Here is a 14,607-nt window from a genome sequence, read left to right as displayed (position 1 = left end):
GGAGGAACCGCGCGCCTTTGGTTTGGGGGCAGAGCGGACATTGCCGGATGCCGGAGCTGATCGCCGGTCGGCGGGAGACTAGCCACGTCGCATGAGCGGCTGTGTGAGTGCATGATCGCGACTGCGATCATGAGCTGGCTGTGCGGCGTGCGGATCTAGGGCGTTGAGCGAAGTGGTAGGGAAGAACTCTAGGCGGCGCAAATCGTCCTGTAGGCGGCCAGCTGGAGCGCGACCACGCGCTGCGCGGAATGACATTGCTCGAACCACCGACGCGCGGCGTCGCCGCGGCCATCGTCGTCCAGCGGATCGGCAAGAACTTCGGAAATACGGGCCGCACACGACTCGATGCTGTCGGCGACCAGGCAGGGCGGAGCCACTCCAAAGAACTCCGCCGATTGGGCTTCATCAAGATTGGTGATGACCCGGCGTCCGAGCGCCATGGCCTCAAAGGTCACTCCGCCCATCGCCGGGATCCTGAACTGATCGACCACGACGTCGCTCGCGCAGTAGAGCTGCCGAAGCTCCGCCTTGTTGAGCGACGGGATCCACGAGACCATGTCTTCGATGCGAAGCTCCCGAATGAGCTCCCTGCTTCGGTGAACGTCAACGCCCCACTCGACCAGGATGATGCGAAAATCGCGATCCGTCTGCGCAACCTGCGCTGCGGCCCTCAAGAAGAGATCATTGCCCTTCTGCATCGAGACAGGTGCGGCGCGCCAGTGATGCCGCGTCGGGCTAAAGAATGTGGTGATCTTGGAGTCCCGCTCCGGGATATTGTGCCTTGCGCGAAAGGTGGAAATCTTTTCATCATCGAAGGCGTGCGGAAGGTAAACCGTCCGCTCCCTCTTCAATCTGAGCCGCTTCACGGACGGCAGCACGTCCGAGTTGGTCACGAACGAGAACGCCGCATTCTTGTATGACGCTGAACAAAGAATGCCATTGTAGGTCTTCTCGAAAGGCACTTCCCGCAGCGTGCCGTGTTCATAACACGTGTAGTTCTTGAATCCGTTGATGAACGGAATGAACCCGTCGATCGAATACCCCTGAATGATGTCGTAATGCTCCAACACGTCCGCAAACTCATTGGCGACGGACGATGCGAAGGCTTCGACGGAGACCAGGGCTTCTGCCGGGTAGTCCGTGAATTCCCGCAGCACGTCACCAAGCAGTGCCGCGCGTTGCGGGGCGTTTCGATCCTCTCCCTTGCCGTACTTTTCGAAGTAGCGAAACTCCGGACGATCGTTGACGTTCGGGCGGGTGACCACGGGGATGACCAACGCTCCGACGTCGGCGGCCGCGCTCATGCTTGCGGCCGGCGCTGCGGTGCCAGAATCCGGGATCGCAAGGACATGGCTTTCGCTCGCAACCGGCGTCGCGGTGTCAGGATCCGCGGCCGTGAAGGCATCGGCCGGAAACTCGAATCCAAAACGCGGCAGACCGCGGCTGTGTCGCTGACTTCGCCAGATGGCAACCGCCAGGCTCGACCCGGCGGCAACGCCGGTCTCCGCCTCACGCCGCAAATGAATGAACACATGCTTCATGAGCAAGGCACGATAGGTCGATATCAGGCGGCCTGGCCGCTTGGGATCCGGCGGCTGCGGACCGCGAAACGACCGATAGTCGTTGTCTTCGCTTGCAGTTGGCGCAGCGGCGTCGGGATTCGGGATCGTGAAGACTTCAGGCGGAAACTCGAATCCGAAGCACGGCAGGCCGCGGCTGCGTCTCTGGCTCCGCCAGATTGCGACCGCCAAGCTCGGCTCGCGGACAACCCCGGATTCCGCCTCGCGCCGCAAATGAGCAAACACATGCTTCGTGAGCAAGGCGCGATAAATCGATAAGAGGCGGCCTGGTCCCTTGAGGTCTGGCGGCTGCGGACTGCGAACCGCGCGATATTCGTTGCCTTTGCTTGCAGCCGGCACTGCGGTGTCGGGATCCGGGATCGTGAAGACGCCAGGGGGAAACTCGAATCCAAAGCGCGGCAGGCCGCGGCTGCGTCTCTGGCTTCGCCAGATTGCGACTGCCAAACTCGGCCCGGCGGCAATTCCGGTTTCCGCCTCGCGGTGCAAATGAGCAAACACATGCTTCGTGAGCAAGGCGCGATAAATCGATATCAGGCGGCCCGGTCCCTCCGGATCTGGCGATCGCGAGCCGCGAAACGCCGGATCTTCGTTGGCGCCTGAGCGGCCTCGCTCAGTCAGCGGATCCGGCGAGGCGATCTCTGATGACGTCGGCGAAACGGCGGAGAGCGCAGGCTCTATGGTCGAATCCGGCGGAGCGATGGTCTGCTCATCGAGCAGTTGCAGGATTTCTGCCGACTTCTGGGCCTGGAAGTCCTGAAAATCGCGTGCAATCGTGATCGCCTCAGCCAGATGCTCCGGCACTTCCGGACGGACCCGACTCTCTGCGGCGGCGATGCCGTCAAGCATCTCCCAATATCGCGCCTGCAACAGCGTCCAGAAGAATGTTGCGGCTTCACTGTCGCCGGCGTTCTTCGCGCGAAGGTACGAAAGGCAATCGAGCACGGGGCCTTGCACAAACCAATCCGGTCGCCGCCAACCGCCCAACTCGGTGGCCCACCAATCCGGGAACATGTTGTCGACACGGCCGTCGAAGCTTGCGGCCTCCCATTCCGGGCAACCCATGACGTGGTAGTAGTTGTAGCAAACGACGTCCGCTTCGATGCCAAAGCGACGCTGAATCAGAGCATTGTTGTAGGCGTTGTTCGCGATATTACCGATATGCAGGACGCGCAGCGGGCGGTCGTGAGCGCGCTGGAATTCGTTCACGAACGCAAGCTGTCCTTGAAGCTCGCTCTCATGACCCTCGCGTCCCAACGCCATTCCCCCGGCAATCGCATTTCAAAGTATTAAGCCGCGTTTCAAAGTATTAAACCTTTCGCGCGAGCACATACAACCCAGGATCGTACGACCGGCGAATACTGATTCCGTGTGCGGCAATTTTGCGCCACGTCGCGCCCGATCTCACCCATCATTTAGTCGGCTTGCGCGGACCGAATTGCCGTGATGGCGGCTTGGTCGCGGTGGCGATCGTGAGTGGATGGTGCGGCGCGGGAATCCAGCCGGCCAAGGCGCGACCGCGGATCGAGGCGGGAGATGTTCCTGGGGAGTGGTGCCGCAAGAGGGACTCGAACCCCCGACCCCGTCATTACGAATGACGTGCTCTACCAACTGAGCTATTGCGGCGAACCGTTCGGCGACGGCCTGAGCTCGCGCGCCACCTGATATCGGGCATGACCCCGATTGGCAAGGAAAACGCGGCTATCGAACCAACCCACCTGCCATCTAACCGCAAATTAGCTTCCCAAACGTGACAGAAATCCGCGCCAACCGCCCGCCTGGGCCTTGGGCGGGCCGATTTGTTCCGCAAACTCGTCCACGGCACCGTCCTCGTCGACGCCGGGGTCGTCAGGGGCCCGAATGATCGGGATCACGGCCGGAATCGGCGCCGGCGCCGCCTTGGGCAGATCGGTCCGGGAACGGAACAGGGGGGCCGGCGCAGGCGGCGCTGATTCGGCCGCCCGCGGCGGAGCCGGCTCCGGTGCTGGGGAATCGGCTGAAGTGGGGGATGGCTCGGCCTCGATCGCCGCCGGCAGCGGGGCGTTGTCCTGCGCAGCCGGCATGGCAGGCTCCGCGGGTTTGGGCTCAATTGGTTTGACCTCGACCGCCTCGACCGGCTTGGCTGCCTCCGGCGGCTTGGCCGCCTCCGGCTCGATGGCCACCTCCTTGGGCGGCTCGACCCGGCGCGGCGCCAGCATCGCCTCCTCGAACGGCGAGGGCTCGATCGCATTGCCCTTGTCGGACGGCAGCGCGGCCACCGGCGTCTGCCACTGGAAGGCATCGAGACGGCCGGTGACCGGCGAGACCGGACGCCAGCGATCCGAGACATAGCCATCCGCGGTCCAGACCGGATCGTGCAGCGCGCGCACCGCGCGCAGGGTCCACGCGCGCGCCCGGCCGCTGTCGCCATGCTCGGTGCGCTCGATCTCGGCCATCAGCAGCGCAACGCGCTGCGTCGGCGCCGCCGTGAACGGCTCCAGCGCCGCGCGCGCTTTGGCAAACTCGGACGCATCGATCGCGGCCCGCGCGATCGCCAGCGCGCCTTCGATATGGCCGGGCGTCTTCGCCGCCAGCGTCTCGACCCGCACCAGGCGCTGGCGCGCGGAATCGCCGAGCCGCACATGCGAATAGGCGTCGGCGAGGTCGGGATGCGGCTGCGCCAGCCACCCGGTCTCGACGATGCGCATCGCGCGGCGCACCTGATGCGCTTCGCTCTCGAACTTGGCCGCGAGCACGGCGGCCGGGATCAGCGTCGGCGCCAGCTTGAGCGCCTCCATCGCGCTCGAGCGCGACAGGTCGCGATCGACGGTCTCGAATTCCAGCGCGCGCGCCGTCAGCAGCACGCCGCGCTGCCGCCGATAGGTCGCCTTGTCGATCAACCCGGCAGTCTGGTTGTTGTCGATGATCGACAGCGCGCCGGCCCAATCACCCTTGGCGCAGCAGAAGCCGAGCACCGCATGCGAGGCCCATGACGAGGACGGCGACATCTTCAGCGCCTCCTCGGCGATCATCACGGCCGCCACCGGATCGTCGGCGCGCTGCGCCTCGATGAACAGGCCGCGCAGGCCGAGCAGCCGCGTGTCGGCGCGTTCGGCCATGGCACGGAAGGCGCGCTGCGCGCCGTCGCGGTCGCCGTCGAGCTGCGCCGATTGCGCGTGCAGCAACAGCGCCAGCGGATCACCTGCCGCGTGACGCCGCGCCACCTCGGCATGCGCACGCGCCGCAGAGGAATCGCCATGCCCGATCGCGAGCAGGCCTTGCGTGATGGCGTGACGGCCGCGGGCGTGGCGCCGCTCGCGCTGGCCGCGGCGGATGTGCCCGGGGACCTTCCACAGCGCGCGCAGGACCATGCCGGCGACCATTGCGACGACGATGATAAGGCCGAGCAGGTACATCGGCTGCTTGGACGTCAGCCGCAAGCCGCCCCAATTCAGCACGAGATCGCCGGGCTGATCGGCCAACCAGGCGGCACCCATTGCAGCGAGCGCGATCAGCAGCAGGAACAGAATGATCCGGATCATCAAGAACCCATTGCAAGAATCTATTGATTGACCGTGGCGAGCGCCGCCATGGCGTTGTCGGCAAATTTCCGCGACGCGTCGAGCGCGGCGCGGCGTGCGTCCACCTTGGCGAGCCAGGCTTGAGCCGCGGTGCGATCGGCCGGCGGCAACGACTTCAATTCGCGTTCGGTCAAGGCGAGATCATTATGTACGGCGGCCGATGTCACGCGCGCGACGATGCTGCCGCGGTCGGTGCCCGTGCCGTCGGTCCGCTCGATGCGGATCAGCTTGGATGCGCCGGCCTGCAGGCGGTCGACCAGCCCGGCGCTGGCCGCAGCAGCTTCCGGCGGCGGCGGCGCAAGCTTCGGCACGATCTCGATCAACTCGCGGCACAGCTGGTTCGGATTCGGCACGCCTGACGCAGCGAACACGTCGAGCGGCTTCAGCATGTCGGGATTGTCGGTGATCGCCTTGGCGGCCTCGAGCGCCGACGCATAGGGATCGCCGTGACGCACCGCGACGTCGAGCAGCGACGCCGCGACCACGCGGCGCAGCGGCACGTCATCCGCCTTCGCCTCGGCCTTGGTGTCGGCGATCTTGCTGTCCTGCTTGGCGATCGCGGCGCCCTGCGCCTTCACCGCACCCTCGACCTTGTCGATGCGCGCCGTGATGCCGGAGATGTCAGGCGCCGCCGCGCCATCGCGTGGCGCAGACTTCGCGTCATTGGCCGCAGTGGCAAGCTTGTCGGATTGCGCCCGCGTCGCGGCAAGCTCGGTGCGCAGTGCGGCGATCGATTTGTCGAGTGCCTCGAGCCTTGCGGTTGCCGCGGGATCGGCGACCGCAGCGGCCGGCCGGCTCGCCTTTGTTTCGAGCGCGGTCAGGCGCGTGCCGAGTTCGTCGATCGTTGCGGCGCCGGGCTGCGGCGCGGACGCCGACGGCACCGAGGGCCAGCCGAGCAGCCAGCCGACCCCGATCACCAGCGCGGCGGCGACCGCGCCCGACACCGGCGCCACCACCCAGGGCGACACCGGCCGCGACGGCTCGGTATCCGGCGCGGCGGATGCGGCCTCCGGCTGCGGCTCTGCATGAGGGGCAGGATCGGGATGCGGCTCCGCCGCAGGCGCAGCTGCCTCCGCGGCCTTGTCAGCGTCGTTGGCGGCGTCCGCGCTGGCCTCGGCCTTCGACGGTTCGCTGGAGATCTCGGTCGCCTGCAGATCGATGGTCGGCGGCGCGCGCTTGGGCCGGGAATCCGGCGAAGGTCCTGTGTCGTCGGGCCTTTCTTCAGCCATCGCGAGGGTCCTCAAAACTACTGGCCGCACATTCTAGAGCATGATCCGACCCGATTGAATCGGATCATGCCCTCATCCATTTGTTTGGTCGCGTTACCTTAACGCGACCCGCTCCGTCAGGCTCTTAGAGCACGATCCGAAAACCGGAGCATTGCCTAACATCATGGTCAGACGAAAGAATTATTCCGCTCACGGCCGCATTGTACGGTCGAGCGCCTCCAGCAGGGCGTTTTCGTCCGGGCGCGCCGCCACCACCACATTGGTCGCGCCGGCGTCATGGAGCACCGTGGCCACCGCAGCCGAGATGCAGCACTGCGGCAGCGCGAGCGCCGAAATCTCCAGACCGTCGGCCCGGATTGTGTCCAGGAAGGCCTGCGCGCTGCGGCGGGAATAATGCAGCACCGCCGTGATCCGGTTCGCCATGAAGGCGTCGCTGACCTCCCTTGGAAGGGCGGCCACCGGCGCCATCCGGTAGGTGGTGTGGGTGACGACGGTCAGGCCCCCCTCGCTGAGTTCGCCGGCGAGATCGCGCGACAGGTCGGCGCCGGCGAGGTAGAGCAGCATGGCGGACGCCGGCAGCTCGCCGGCCTTGACCCGCGCGAGCACGAGATCGCGCAGCGAGATCGCGTCGCCCTTGGCGACGATCACCTTGTCGAAGCCCGCCGCGCGCGCGGCATCGGCGGTATGCGCGCCCACCGCGAACAGCGGCAGCCGCAGCAGCCGGCTGGCGCCGAGATCGATCGCCCGCAGCGCGTTGGCGCTGGTCAGGATGACCGCCTCATAGTCCGCATCATCGTCACGGAACGGCAGCGGCTCGAAGCGCAGCACCGGCGCCGCGAGGGCCTCGTAGCCGCGCTGGCGCAGCGTCGCGAGCGTCGCGTCACTGTCCGGATGCGGTCGTGTGACAAGGATGGTCACGGGGTCAGGCCTCCAGCCTCGGAAATTGGACCTTGCCGACCGATTGCACTTTCAGACCTCGCAATGCTACCCCGGAGGGGACATTTGATGAGCATGATCTTGCCGGAAACCGGTTCCGGCCTGTCCGGATCATGCTGGTAGCACAAGGGCCGAATTTGGGACACGAACCACCGATGCTGGTGTTGGGGATCGAGACCACCTGCGATGAAACCGCAGCCGCCGTGGTCGAGCGCCAGGCTGACGGACAGGCAAGGATTCTGTCCAACGTCGTCCGCTCGCAGACCGAGGAGCATGCCCGCTTCGGCGGTGTGGTGCCGGAGATCGCGGCGCGCGCCCATGTCGACCTGCTCGACGGCATCGTCGCTACCGCCATGAAGGAGGCCGGCGTCGGCTACGGACAATTGTCGGCGGTGGCGGCCGCCGCCGGTCCCGGCCTGATCGGCGGCGTGATCGTCGGCCTCACCACCGCGAAGGCAATCGCGATGGTGCACGACACGCCGCTGATCGCGGTGAACCATCTCGAGGCGCACGCGCTGACGCCGCGGCTGACCTGCGCGCTGGCGTTTCCCTATTGCCTGTTCCTGGCCTCGGGCGGCCACACCCAGATCGTCGCGGTGGTCGGGGTCGGCGAATATGTCCGGCTCGGCACCACGGTCGACGATGCGATGGGCGAGGCGTTCGACAAGGTGGCGAAGATGCTGTCGCTGCCCTATCCCGGCGGACCGCAGGTCGAGCGCGCGGCGGCCGGCGGCGACCCGACGCGGTTTGCCTTTCCGCGCCCGATGCTCGGCCGTCCCGATGCGAACTTCTCGCTGTCGGGATTGAAGACGGCGGTGCGCAATGAAGCGAGCCGGTTGGAGCCATTGGAGCCGCAGGATATCAGCGACCTCTGCGCGAGCTTCCAGGCCGCCGTGCTGGAAGCGACCGCGGACCGGCTGACCGTCGGCCTGCGGCTGTTCCAGGAACGCTTCGGCACGCCGCGCGCGCTGGTCGCAGCCGGTGGTGTTGCCGCCAACCACGCCATCCGCAGCGCGCTGCAGGATGTCGCCGCGAAAGCGCAGACCACGCTGATCATTCCGCCGCCGGCGCTCTGCACCGACAATGGCGCGATGATCGCCTGGGCCGGCGCCGAGCGAATGGCGCTCGGACTCATCGACACGCTCGAAGCGCCGCCGCGCGCCCGCTGGCTGCTCGACGCCAACGCCAAGCGCCGGCCGGCCACGCCAACAGCCGCGCCGGATATTGAACCGAGGGGTCCAATGCCCGCGCACATGTCAGTCAGCGTGATCGGAGCCGGCGCTTGGGGCACGGCATTGGCCGAGGTCGCGGCACGCGCCGGGCGCAAGGTGACGCTGTATGCGCGCAATGCCGGACATGCGGCGCAGATCCAGGCCACGCGGGTCAATCCGAAGCTGGCCGGCGTCCAGCTTCAGCCAAGCATCGCAGTGACATCGGATATCGCCGCGACCGCGCGCGCGGACATCATCCTCGCGGTGACCCCGGCGCAGCATCTGCGCGCAGCGGTCGGACATCTTGCGCCGCACCTCAAACCCGACACACCGGTGATTGCCTGCGCCAAGGGCGTCGAGCACGGCACGCGCAAATTCATGACCGAGGTGGTCGCGGAAGCCGCGCCGCGCGCCGTGCCTGCGATCCTGTCGGGACCGAGCTTTGCCGACGACGTTGCGCGCGGATTGCCGACGGCGGTGACGCTGGCGGCAAAGGACGAAGCGCTCGCGCGCGCACTGGTCCAGGCGCTCGGCTCGGCGACGTTCCGGCCCTACCACACCACGGACGTGCGCGGTGTCGAGATCGGTGGCGCGGCCAAGAATGTGCTGGCGATCGCCGCCGGCATCGTCGTCGGCAAGAACCTCGGCGCCTCCGCGCTCGCTGCCCTGACCACGCGCGGCTTCAGCGAGCTCGCACGCCTGGGCCGCGCTTGCGGTGCGCGCACCGAAACGCTTTCCGGCCTCTCGGGGCTTGGCGATCTCCTGCTCAGCTGCTCGACCGCGCAGTCGCGCAATTTCGCGCTCGGCCTCGCGCTCGGACGCGGCGAAGCGGCACCGGTCGGCAAGCTCGCCGAAGGCGCGTTCACCGCGCCGGTGTTGTGCGAGCTCGCCGCAGCGCAGAAGGTCGATATGCCGGTGTCAAACGCGGTTGCCGCAATCCTGAGCGACCGCCTGACGATCGATGCCGCGATCGAGGGCTTGCTGACGCGGCCATTCAAGGCCGAGTAACACGCGTCACGCGGTCGCGAAGGTGACGAGATCGTTCAATCCTGATCCGATTCCATCGGGCATGACGCCGAGCTCCTCGACGGTCGCATGGGCGCGATTGATCCAGAAGGTCGGATAGCCGAACCACTTCGCTCCAGCGACATCCCAGCCCGCAAACGCCGCAAAGACGATCTCCTCTTTGCGCAGCCCGAAGGCATCGACACCCATCTGATAGGCGCGGGCGTCGGGTTTGAAGGCGCGAACCTTGTCGGTCGAGAGGTGAGGCTCGAATAGTCCTTCCAGCCCGGAATTCCTGACCACAGCATCGAGCATCGACGCGGTGAGATTTGACACGAACGCCATGCGCACGCCGGCCGCGCGGAGTTGCCTGAGCGCCGGCAGAACATCGGGCCACGCCTTCAGCTCCAGATATGTCTGCATCAGACGGTCGCGCTGTTCCGGTGACAGATCGATCTTCATGGCCTTGGCTGCGAAGACGAGCGCGTCCTCGGTGATATGCCAGAAATCGGTGTAGCGTCCGCCGAGAGTCCTGAGCCAGCCATACTCGAACTGCCGCGTTCGCCAGGAGGCGCTCAACTCGGCGCCCTTGCCCGGAAACATCTCGTCCACCCGCGCGAACACCGGACGCGGATCGATGATCGGAAAGCCGTCGAAGGCAATGGCCTTGAACGATGGACGGCCTGCGGTGCGGGCCTGGTGCGGCAGCACTGCCGCCGCCGCAACGGAAGCTGCGGTGAGGGCGGTGAAGGTCCGGCGATTCAGAAGCATGTAATCTCCTGCAAGACGGGCCGGCACCGTTCACAGGAAAAGCGTCACGGCACAATTGCCGGATTTCGGCAGAGATCATTCCAGATTTCAGAACAATCAGCGCCTGCAGACCTCCCTTCACGGACTGAACCTGCCGTACTAGCGTGGCGGCCAACCGTCGGATCCCGGTCGAACAATCGAGAAACGGGTCCCAAGGAAAAACCCATGCGTCAACCGCATCGCGCCATCCTCCTGATCAGCTTCGCCGTTGCCATCGCCGCCTCGTCCACCGCAGCCCGCGCCCAGACCACGACCTCCTACGACGACCTCGCAAAGATCGAAGCGGCCGCCAATGCCGACAACGGCAAGCGGGTTGCACCGCTCAAATCAATCGGCAATCCCACCACCGATGTGTCCCCCGAGATGCAGGCGATGATCGGCACGCCCTATCCGCCGCATTTCAACGCCGACCCGAAGACACCAGCGGAATGGAAGGAGCTGATCGATCGTCGCGCCAAGGAGGCCATCGCGAATATTCCGGCGATGAAGGCGAAGCTCGGCGTCAAGGTCGAGGAAACCAGACTTGCCGGCGTGCACTGCTATATCGTGACGCCGAACAAGATCGCGCTCGAGAACCGGCGGCGCCTGCTGATCCATGTGCACGGCGGCGGCTACGTGTTCGGCCCCGGCGAGGCGGCGCTGCCGGAAGCATCATGATGGCGGGCTTCGGCGGCTACAAGGTCATCTCGATCGACTACCGGATGCCGCCGGACTTCCCGTATCCGGCCGCGATGGACGACGCGATGGCGGTGTGGAAGGAAGTCCTGAAATCACACGAGCGCCACCGGCTGGCGATCCTCGGCACCTCGACCGGCGGCGCGATGACGCTGGCGATGGTGTTGCGGGCCAAGGACGAGAAGCTGCCGCTGCCCGCCGCCATCGCGCCGGGCACGCCATGGTCCGACATCGACAAGATCGGCGACAGCTACACCAGTAATGAATGGGTCGACAATGTGCTGGTGACCTGGGACGGTTGGCTCGGCCGCGCGGCCAAGCTTTATGCCAACGGAGCCAGCTTGAAGAATCCCTACATCTCGCCGATCTACGGCGACTTCAAGGGTTTCCCGCCGACCATCCTGACCTCGGGCACGCGCGACCTGTTCCTCAGCAACACGGTTCGCACCCATCGCAAATTGCGCCGCGCCGGCGTGATCGCCGATCTCAATGTCTATGAGGGGCAGTCTCACGCGCAGTATCAGATGAACATCGATGCGCCCGAGACCAGGGAGGCGTTCACCGACATCGCCAAGTTCTTCGATCGATATCTGAAGCAGTGAGCGCTGCCATCGAGACGCGACGCCTGTGCTTGTCGCGGGCGTCCGGCTGCCTGTAGATTGCCGCTCAATCGGCGTTCAGGAACGGGGTGAGTCGCGATGAATTACTGGCTGGTGAAATCCGAGCCGTCGGTCTGGTCGTGGGACCAGCAGGTCGCCAAGGGCGCGAAGGGCGAGGCGTGGACCGGCGTGCGCAACTTCACGGCACGGCAGAACCTCGTCAACATGAAGAAGGGCGACAAGGCATTCTTCTATCACTCCAACGAGGGCAAGGAGATCGTCGGCATCGCGAGATCATCAAGGAAGCCTATCCCGATCCGACCGACAAGACCGGCAAGTTCGTCTGCGTCGACATCAAGGCCGACAAGCCGCTGAAGACACCGGTGACGATGGCCGCGATCAAGGCCGACAAGAAACTCGCCGACATGGCGCTGGTGAAATATTCGCGGCTCTCGGTGCAGCCGGTGACATCGGAGGAATGGAAGATGGTCTGCAAGATGGGCGGGCTGTAGCGTTCCATCTCAACCGTCGTCCCTGCGAAAGCAGGGACCCATAACCACAGGGCTGCGTTGTCGAAGCTCGCTGCGGCCCCAACTCACTCGAATGTTTGGCTACTGTGGTTATGGGTCCCGGCTCGCGCTTCGCTTGGCCGGGATGACGATGGGGGATGCTGAGCTTACGCCCCCGCCGCCAGCACCACCTGCGCCAGCAACTGCTCGCGCTTGCTCTGGGTGCGGTAGCCGCCCATCGTCGCGGCGAAGCGTTCGAGGATGCCGTCCTCGAAGGCGGTAACGATGGTGTCGTGGACGTAGCTCTTGCGGCAGATCGCCGGCGTGTTGGAGAGCTGGTCGGCGGCGGCACGGATTGCGTCCAGCACCTGGCGCTTGCGGCCGCGCTGGCTGGCGGCCGGGGTGATCCGCGACAGCGATTCCACGACGACGGCCGACGCCATCAAGGTGCGGAAATCCTTCAGCGAGATCTTGATGCCGGCGAGCTCGCGCAGGAACGCGTTCACCGCCGTGGTCGAGGCGGCCCGCACCACGCCGGAGCGGTCGTAATACTGGAACATGCGCTTGCCCGGAACGCCGCGCAGGATGCCGATCGCGCGCACCAGCTTGGCCGCGTCGCATTCCTTGCGCACGGCCTTGCCGCCCTTGGCCTTGAAGGTCAGCACAAGGCTGTCGTCTTCCAGCGTGACGTTGGACTTCAGCAGCGTGGTGGCGCCGCGGGTGCCGTTGAGGCGAGCATAGGATTCGTTGCCGGGCCGGATCGCGGTGCGCGCGATCAGCTCGATCACCGCCGACAGCGCGAATTCGCGGGTCGGCTCGTCGCCGGAGAGGAACGCCGAGACCTTGCGCCGGATCTTCGGCAGCGCGGCCACCAGCTTGGCTAGGCGGTGCGCCTTGCGCTGCTCGCGGACCTTCTCCCAATCGGCGTGATAGCGATATTGCAGCCGTCCGGCGGCATCGAGGCCGACCGCCTGCAGATGCGTGTTCGGATCGGTGGAGTAGCGCACCTGGCGATAGGCAGGCGGCATCGCCATCGCGTGCAGCCGGCGGATCGTGCGGGCGTCGCGGACACGCGAGCCATTGGCGCGCACGAACGAATAATTCTTGCCGCGCTTGACGCGGCGGATGGTCAGCTCGTTCTGGTCGCCAAGCCGCAGGCCCAGGTCGCGGGCGAGATCCTCGACGGAGGTCTTGATGGCGGCCGAAGCGTCGAGCTTGATCTTGGCTCGCGGCGGCAACTTTGCCTGCGGCGGCTTGGGCCATTGGCCCAGCGCCTTCGCCAAGGCGACAGCGGGATCGGCGGACATGGGCCGCACAGCCGCGATGTTCTGCTGATCCATCATACTCGTCAGACGCCTTGTTCCGCTGTTCTCCCGGTAATGCCGTTGCTTCGGGCTTCGTTCCGGTGGCCGTGGGCCTCGGTTTGGCGATTTAGGGCGTCAGGGCCGACATTGCGAGTCGCGAATCGGTTATTGACGGTTTCTGATTACCTTTCATGGGTGCCATTCGCCCGCTAACCTTGATTTTGGCTCCTCCAGGACCGGTCAAAATGGCGGGAGCACCGGCCGGGAACCGGATGCCAAGGGGTCGATCTGCACGACCTGCCGCGCGAACAGGTCAGAGATCGTGCCCTTTCTTGCGCAGTTCCTCGATGACCCGCTGCTTCATATCGACACCCACCGACTGGCCGAACTTCTGGCCGGCAATCAGGGATTGCTGCGTCACCGCGGGCGTCTTCGCGAGCAATTTCTGCCCCACGGGGCTCTTGTAGAAGGCGATCAGGCCGCGCAGTTCATCCGGGGTGAAGTTGTTCGCGTAGATGATGGCCATGGCGTCGGACAATTCGCTGAACCGTGTCTGGAAGCTTTCGAGCAATACCGGCGTCACGGCATCATAGTCGCGGTCGACATCGGTGCGGCCCTGGACGATGGCCGGCTTGAGGCTTTTCAGGATCGTCGGCATCAGCGCTTTGAATTGGTCCACCAGATGGATGGTGGTGACCAATTCCTTTGCTACGGCGAGCGCCTCAGGTGAGGACGCCGGTGCGGCGTTCTGGGCGCGGGCAAGCGGCACAGCCGACAACATCACTACGACCAAGAGACCAGTGACCCGGAGCAGGCGATGGAGCATAGGTTTCTCTCGTCAATGCGTTGCGGTAAGCCGTCTTATCACAAACGGAAGCCGGCCTGATGTCTGCCGGCTTCGACGCGACAAAAGTGACAGTCCTTTTTCCTTGCCGGGCCGGAATGCGGCAACGCATAATCGCGGCAATGATCAAGACGGCTTGCCGTCGCGACGTTTGCGATCGGCAATGAGTGGAGGAAAGCGATGTCCGAGAAGATCTATGACGTGTCGGCCGAGTGGGCCAAGCGCGCTTATGTCAACGACGCCAAATATCGCGAGATGTACGCGCACTCGGTCAAGGACCCGAACGGCTTCTGGGCCGAGCACGGCAAGCGGATCGACTGGATCAAGCCCTACACCAAGGTCGAGAAC

9 protein-coding genes, 1 tRNA gene and 3 pseudogenes are annotated in these 14,607 nt (G+C 65.5%); 5 read left to right on the top strand and 8 right to left on the bottom strand.

Features of this window, described 5'->3' with window-relative positions:
• Positions 1 to 188: 188 nt before the first annotated feature.
• From ALC15_RS35315 to ALC15_RS35295, 5 genes are all read right to left on the bottom strand, one after another.
• A complete protein-coding gene (locus tag ALC15_RS35315; protein ID WP_157860965.1) occupies positions 189 to 2,786 on the bottom strand; it encodes a glycosyltransferase family 4 protein in 2,598 nt (865 codons plus the stop codon).
• 341 nt (positions 2,787 to 3,127) lie between these two features.
• Positions 3,128 to 3,203: transfer RNA gene (locus ALC15_RS35310), tRNA-Thr, on the bottom strand.
• Positions 3,204 to 3,313: 110 nt separating this feature from the next.
• Complete coding sequence (locus tag ALC15_RS35305; RefSeq protein WP_050631282.1) at positions 3,314 to 5,098, bottom strand: heme biosynthesis protein HemY; 1,785 nt, start codon at positions 5,096 to 5,098, stop codon at positions 3,314 to 3,316.
• A gap of 20 nt (positions 5,099 to 5,118) precedes the next feature.
• Positions 5,119 to 6,366 carry a COG4223 family protein gene (locus ALC15_RS35300; RefSeq protein ID WP_050631281.1) on the bottom strand — a complete coding sequence of 416 codons (1,248 nt, stop codon included), beginning with the start codon at positions 6,364 to 6,366 and terminating at the stop codon, positions 5,119 to 5,121.
• Positions 6,367 to 6,555: 189 nt separating this feature from the next.
• Positions 6,556 to 7,284, bottom strand: a complete 729-nt coding sequence (locus ALC15_RS35295) for a uroporphyrinogen-III synthase (protein ID WP_050631280.1) — start codon at positions 7,282 to 7,284, stop codon at positions 6,556 to 6,558.
• Between the two features lie 173 nt (positions 7,285 to 7,457).
• On the opposite strand from ALC15_RS35295, the pseudogene tsaD reads away from it, so the two are divergent.
• Both tsaD and ALC15_RS45230 read left to right on the top strand, forming a co-directional pair.
• Positions 7,458 to 8,530: pseudogene (tsaD, locus tag ALC15_RS45235) on the top strand (tRNA (adenosine(37)-N6)-threonylcarbamoyltransferase complex transferase subunit TsaD).
• A 13-nt stretch (positions 8,531 to 8,543) separates the two neighbouring features.
• On the top strand, positions 8,544 to 9,521 hold the full coding sequence (locus tag ALC15_RS45230; RefSeq protein WP_200914729.1) for an NAD(P)H-dependent glycerol-3-phosphate dehydrogenase: 978 nt from the start codon (positions 8,544 to 8,546) through the stop codon (positions 9,519 to 9,521).
• A gap of 6 nt (positions 9,522 to 9,527) precedes the next feature.
• Here the strand turns inward: ALC15_RS45230 and ALC15_RS35280 are convergent, their stop codons facing one another.
• Complete coding sequence (locus tag ALC15_RS35280) at positions 9,528 to 10,289, bottom strand: haloacid dehalogenase type II (protein ID WP_050631279.1); 762 nt, start codon at positions 10,287 to 10,289, stop codon at positions 9,528 to 9,530.
• Between the two features lie 204 nt (positions 10,290 to 10,493).
• Here ALC15_RS35280 and ALC15_RS35275 point away from each other — a divergent pair.
• Positions 10,494 to 11,605: pseudogene (locus tag ALC15_RS35275) on the top strand (alpha/beta hydrolase).
• A gap of 96 nt (positions 11,606 to 11,701) precedes the next feature.
• Positions 11,702 to 12,114, top strand: a pseudogene (locus tag ALC15_RS35270) (EVE domain-containing protein).
• A 164-nt stretch (positions 12,115 to 12,278) separates the two neighbouring features.
• Here the strand turns inward: ALC15_RS35270 and ALC15_RS35265 are convergent.
• The gene (locus ALC15_RS35265; RefSeq protein ID WP_050631278.1) at positions 12,279 to 13,454 is read right to left on the bottom strand and encodes a DNA topoisomerase IB; all 1,176 of its coding nucleotides are present in this window, start codon (positions 13,452 to 13,454) and stop codon (positions 12,279 to 12,281) included.
• 274 nt (positions 13,455 to 13,728) lie between these two features.
• The gene (locus ALC15_RS35260) at positions 13,729 to 14,241 is read right to left on the bottom strand and encodes a DUF2059 domain-containing protein (RefSeq protein WP_063781912.1); all 513 of its coding nucleotides are present in this window, start codon (positions 14,239 to 14,241) and stop codon (positions 13,729 to 13,731) included.
• Between the two features lie 198 nt (positions 14,242 to 14,439).
• On the opposite strand from ALC15_RS35260, the gene ALC15_RS42435 reads away from it, so the two are divergent.
• On the top strand, positions 14,440 to 14,607 hold a 168-nt coding region (locus tag ALC15_RS42435; RefSeq protein WP_157860964.1), incomplete at its 3' end, for an acetyl-coenzyme A synthetase N-terminal domain-containing protein.

This window comes from Bradyrhizobium viridifuturi (genome assembly GCF_001238275.1).
GTDB lineage: Bacteria > Pseudomonadota > Alphaproteobacteria > Rhizobiales > Xanthobacteraceae > Bradyrhizobium > Bradyrhizobium viridifuturi.
Note: the sequence above shows the minus strand (reverse complement) of the source record. Positions and strands in the feature narration are given on the sequence as shown.

Bases quoted from the DNA above. Each gene is read 5' to 3' on its own strand.
- ALC15_RS35280 (WP_050631279.1), bottom strand. From the start codon at position 10,289: ATGCTTCTGAATCGCCGGACCTTCACCGCCCTCACCGCAGCTTCCGTT.
- ALC15_RS35300 (WP_050631281.1), bottom strand. From the start codon at position 6,366: ATGGCTGAAGAAAGGCCCGACGACACAGGACCTTCGCCGGATTCCCGG.
- ALC15_RS35260 (WP_063781912.1), bottom strand. From the start codon at position 14,241: ATGCTCCATCGCCTGCTCCGGGTCACTGGTCTCTTGGTCGTAGTGATG.
- ALC15_RS35305 (WP_050631282.1), bottom strand. From the start codon at position 5,098: ATGATCCGGATCATTCTGTTCCTGCTGCTGATCGCGCTCGCTGCAATG.
- ALC15_RS35265 (WP_050631278.1), bottom strand. From the start codon at position 13,454: ATGATGGATCAGCAGAACATCGCGGCTGTGCGGCCCATGTCCGCCGAT.
- ALC15_RS45230 (WP_200914729.1), top strand. From the start codon at position 8,544: ATGCCCGCGCACATGTCAGTCAGCGTGATCGGAGCCGGCGCTTGGGGC.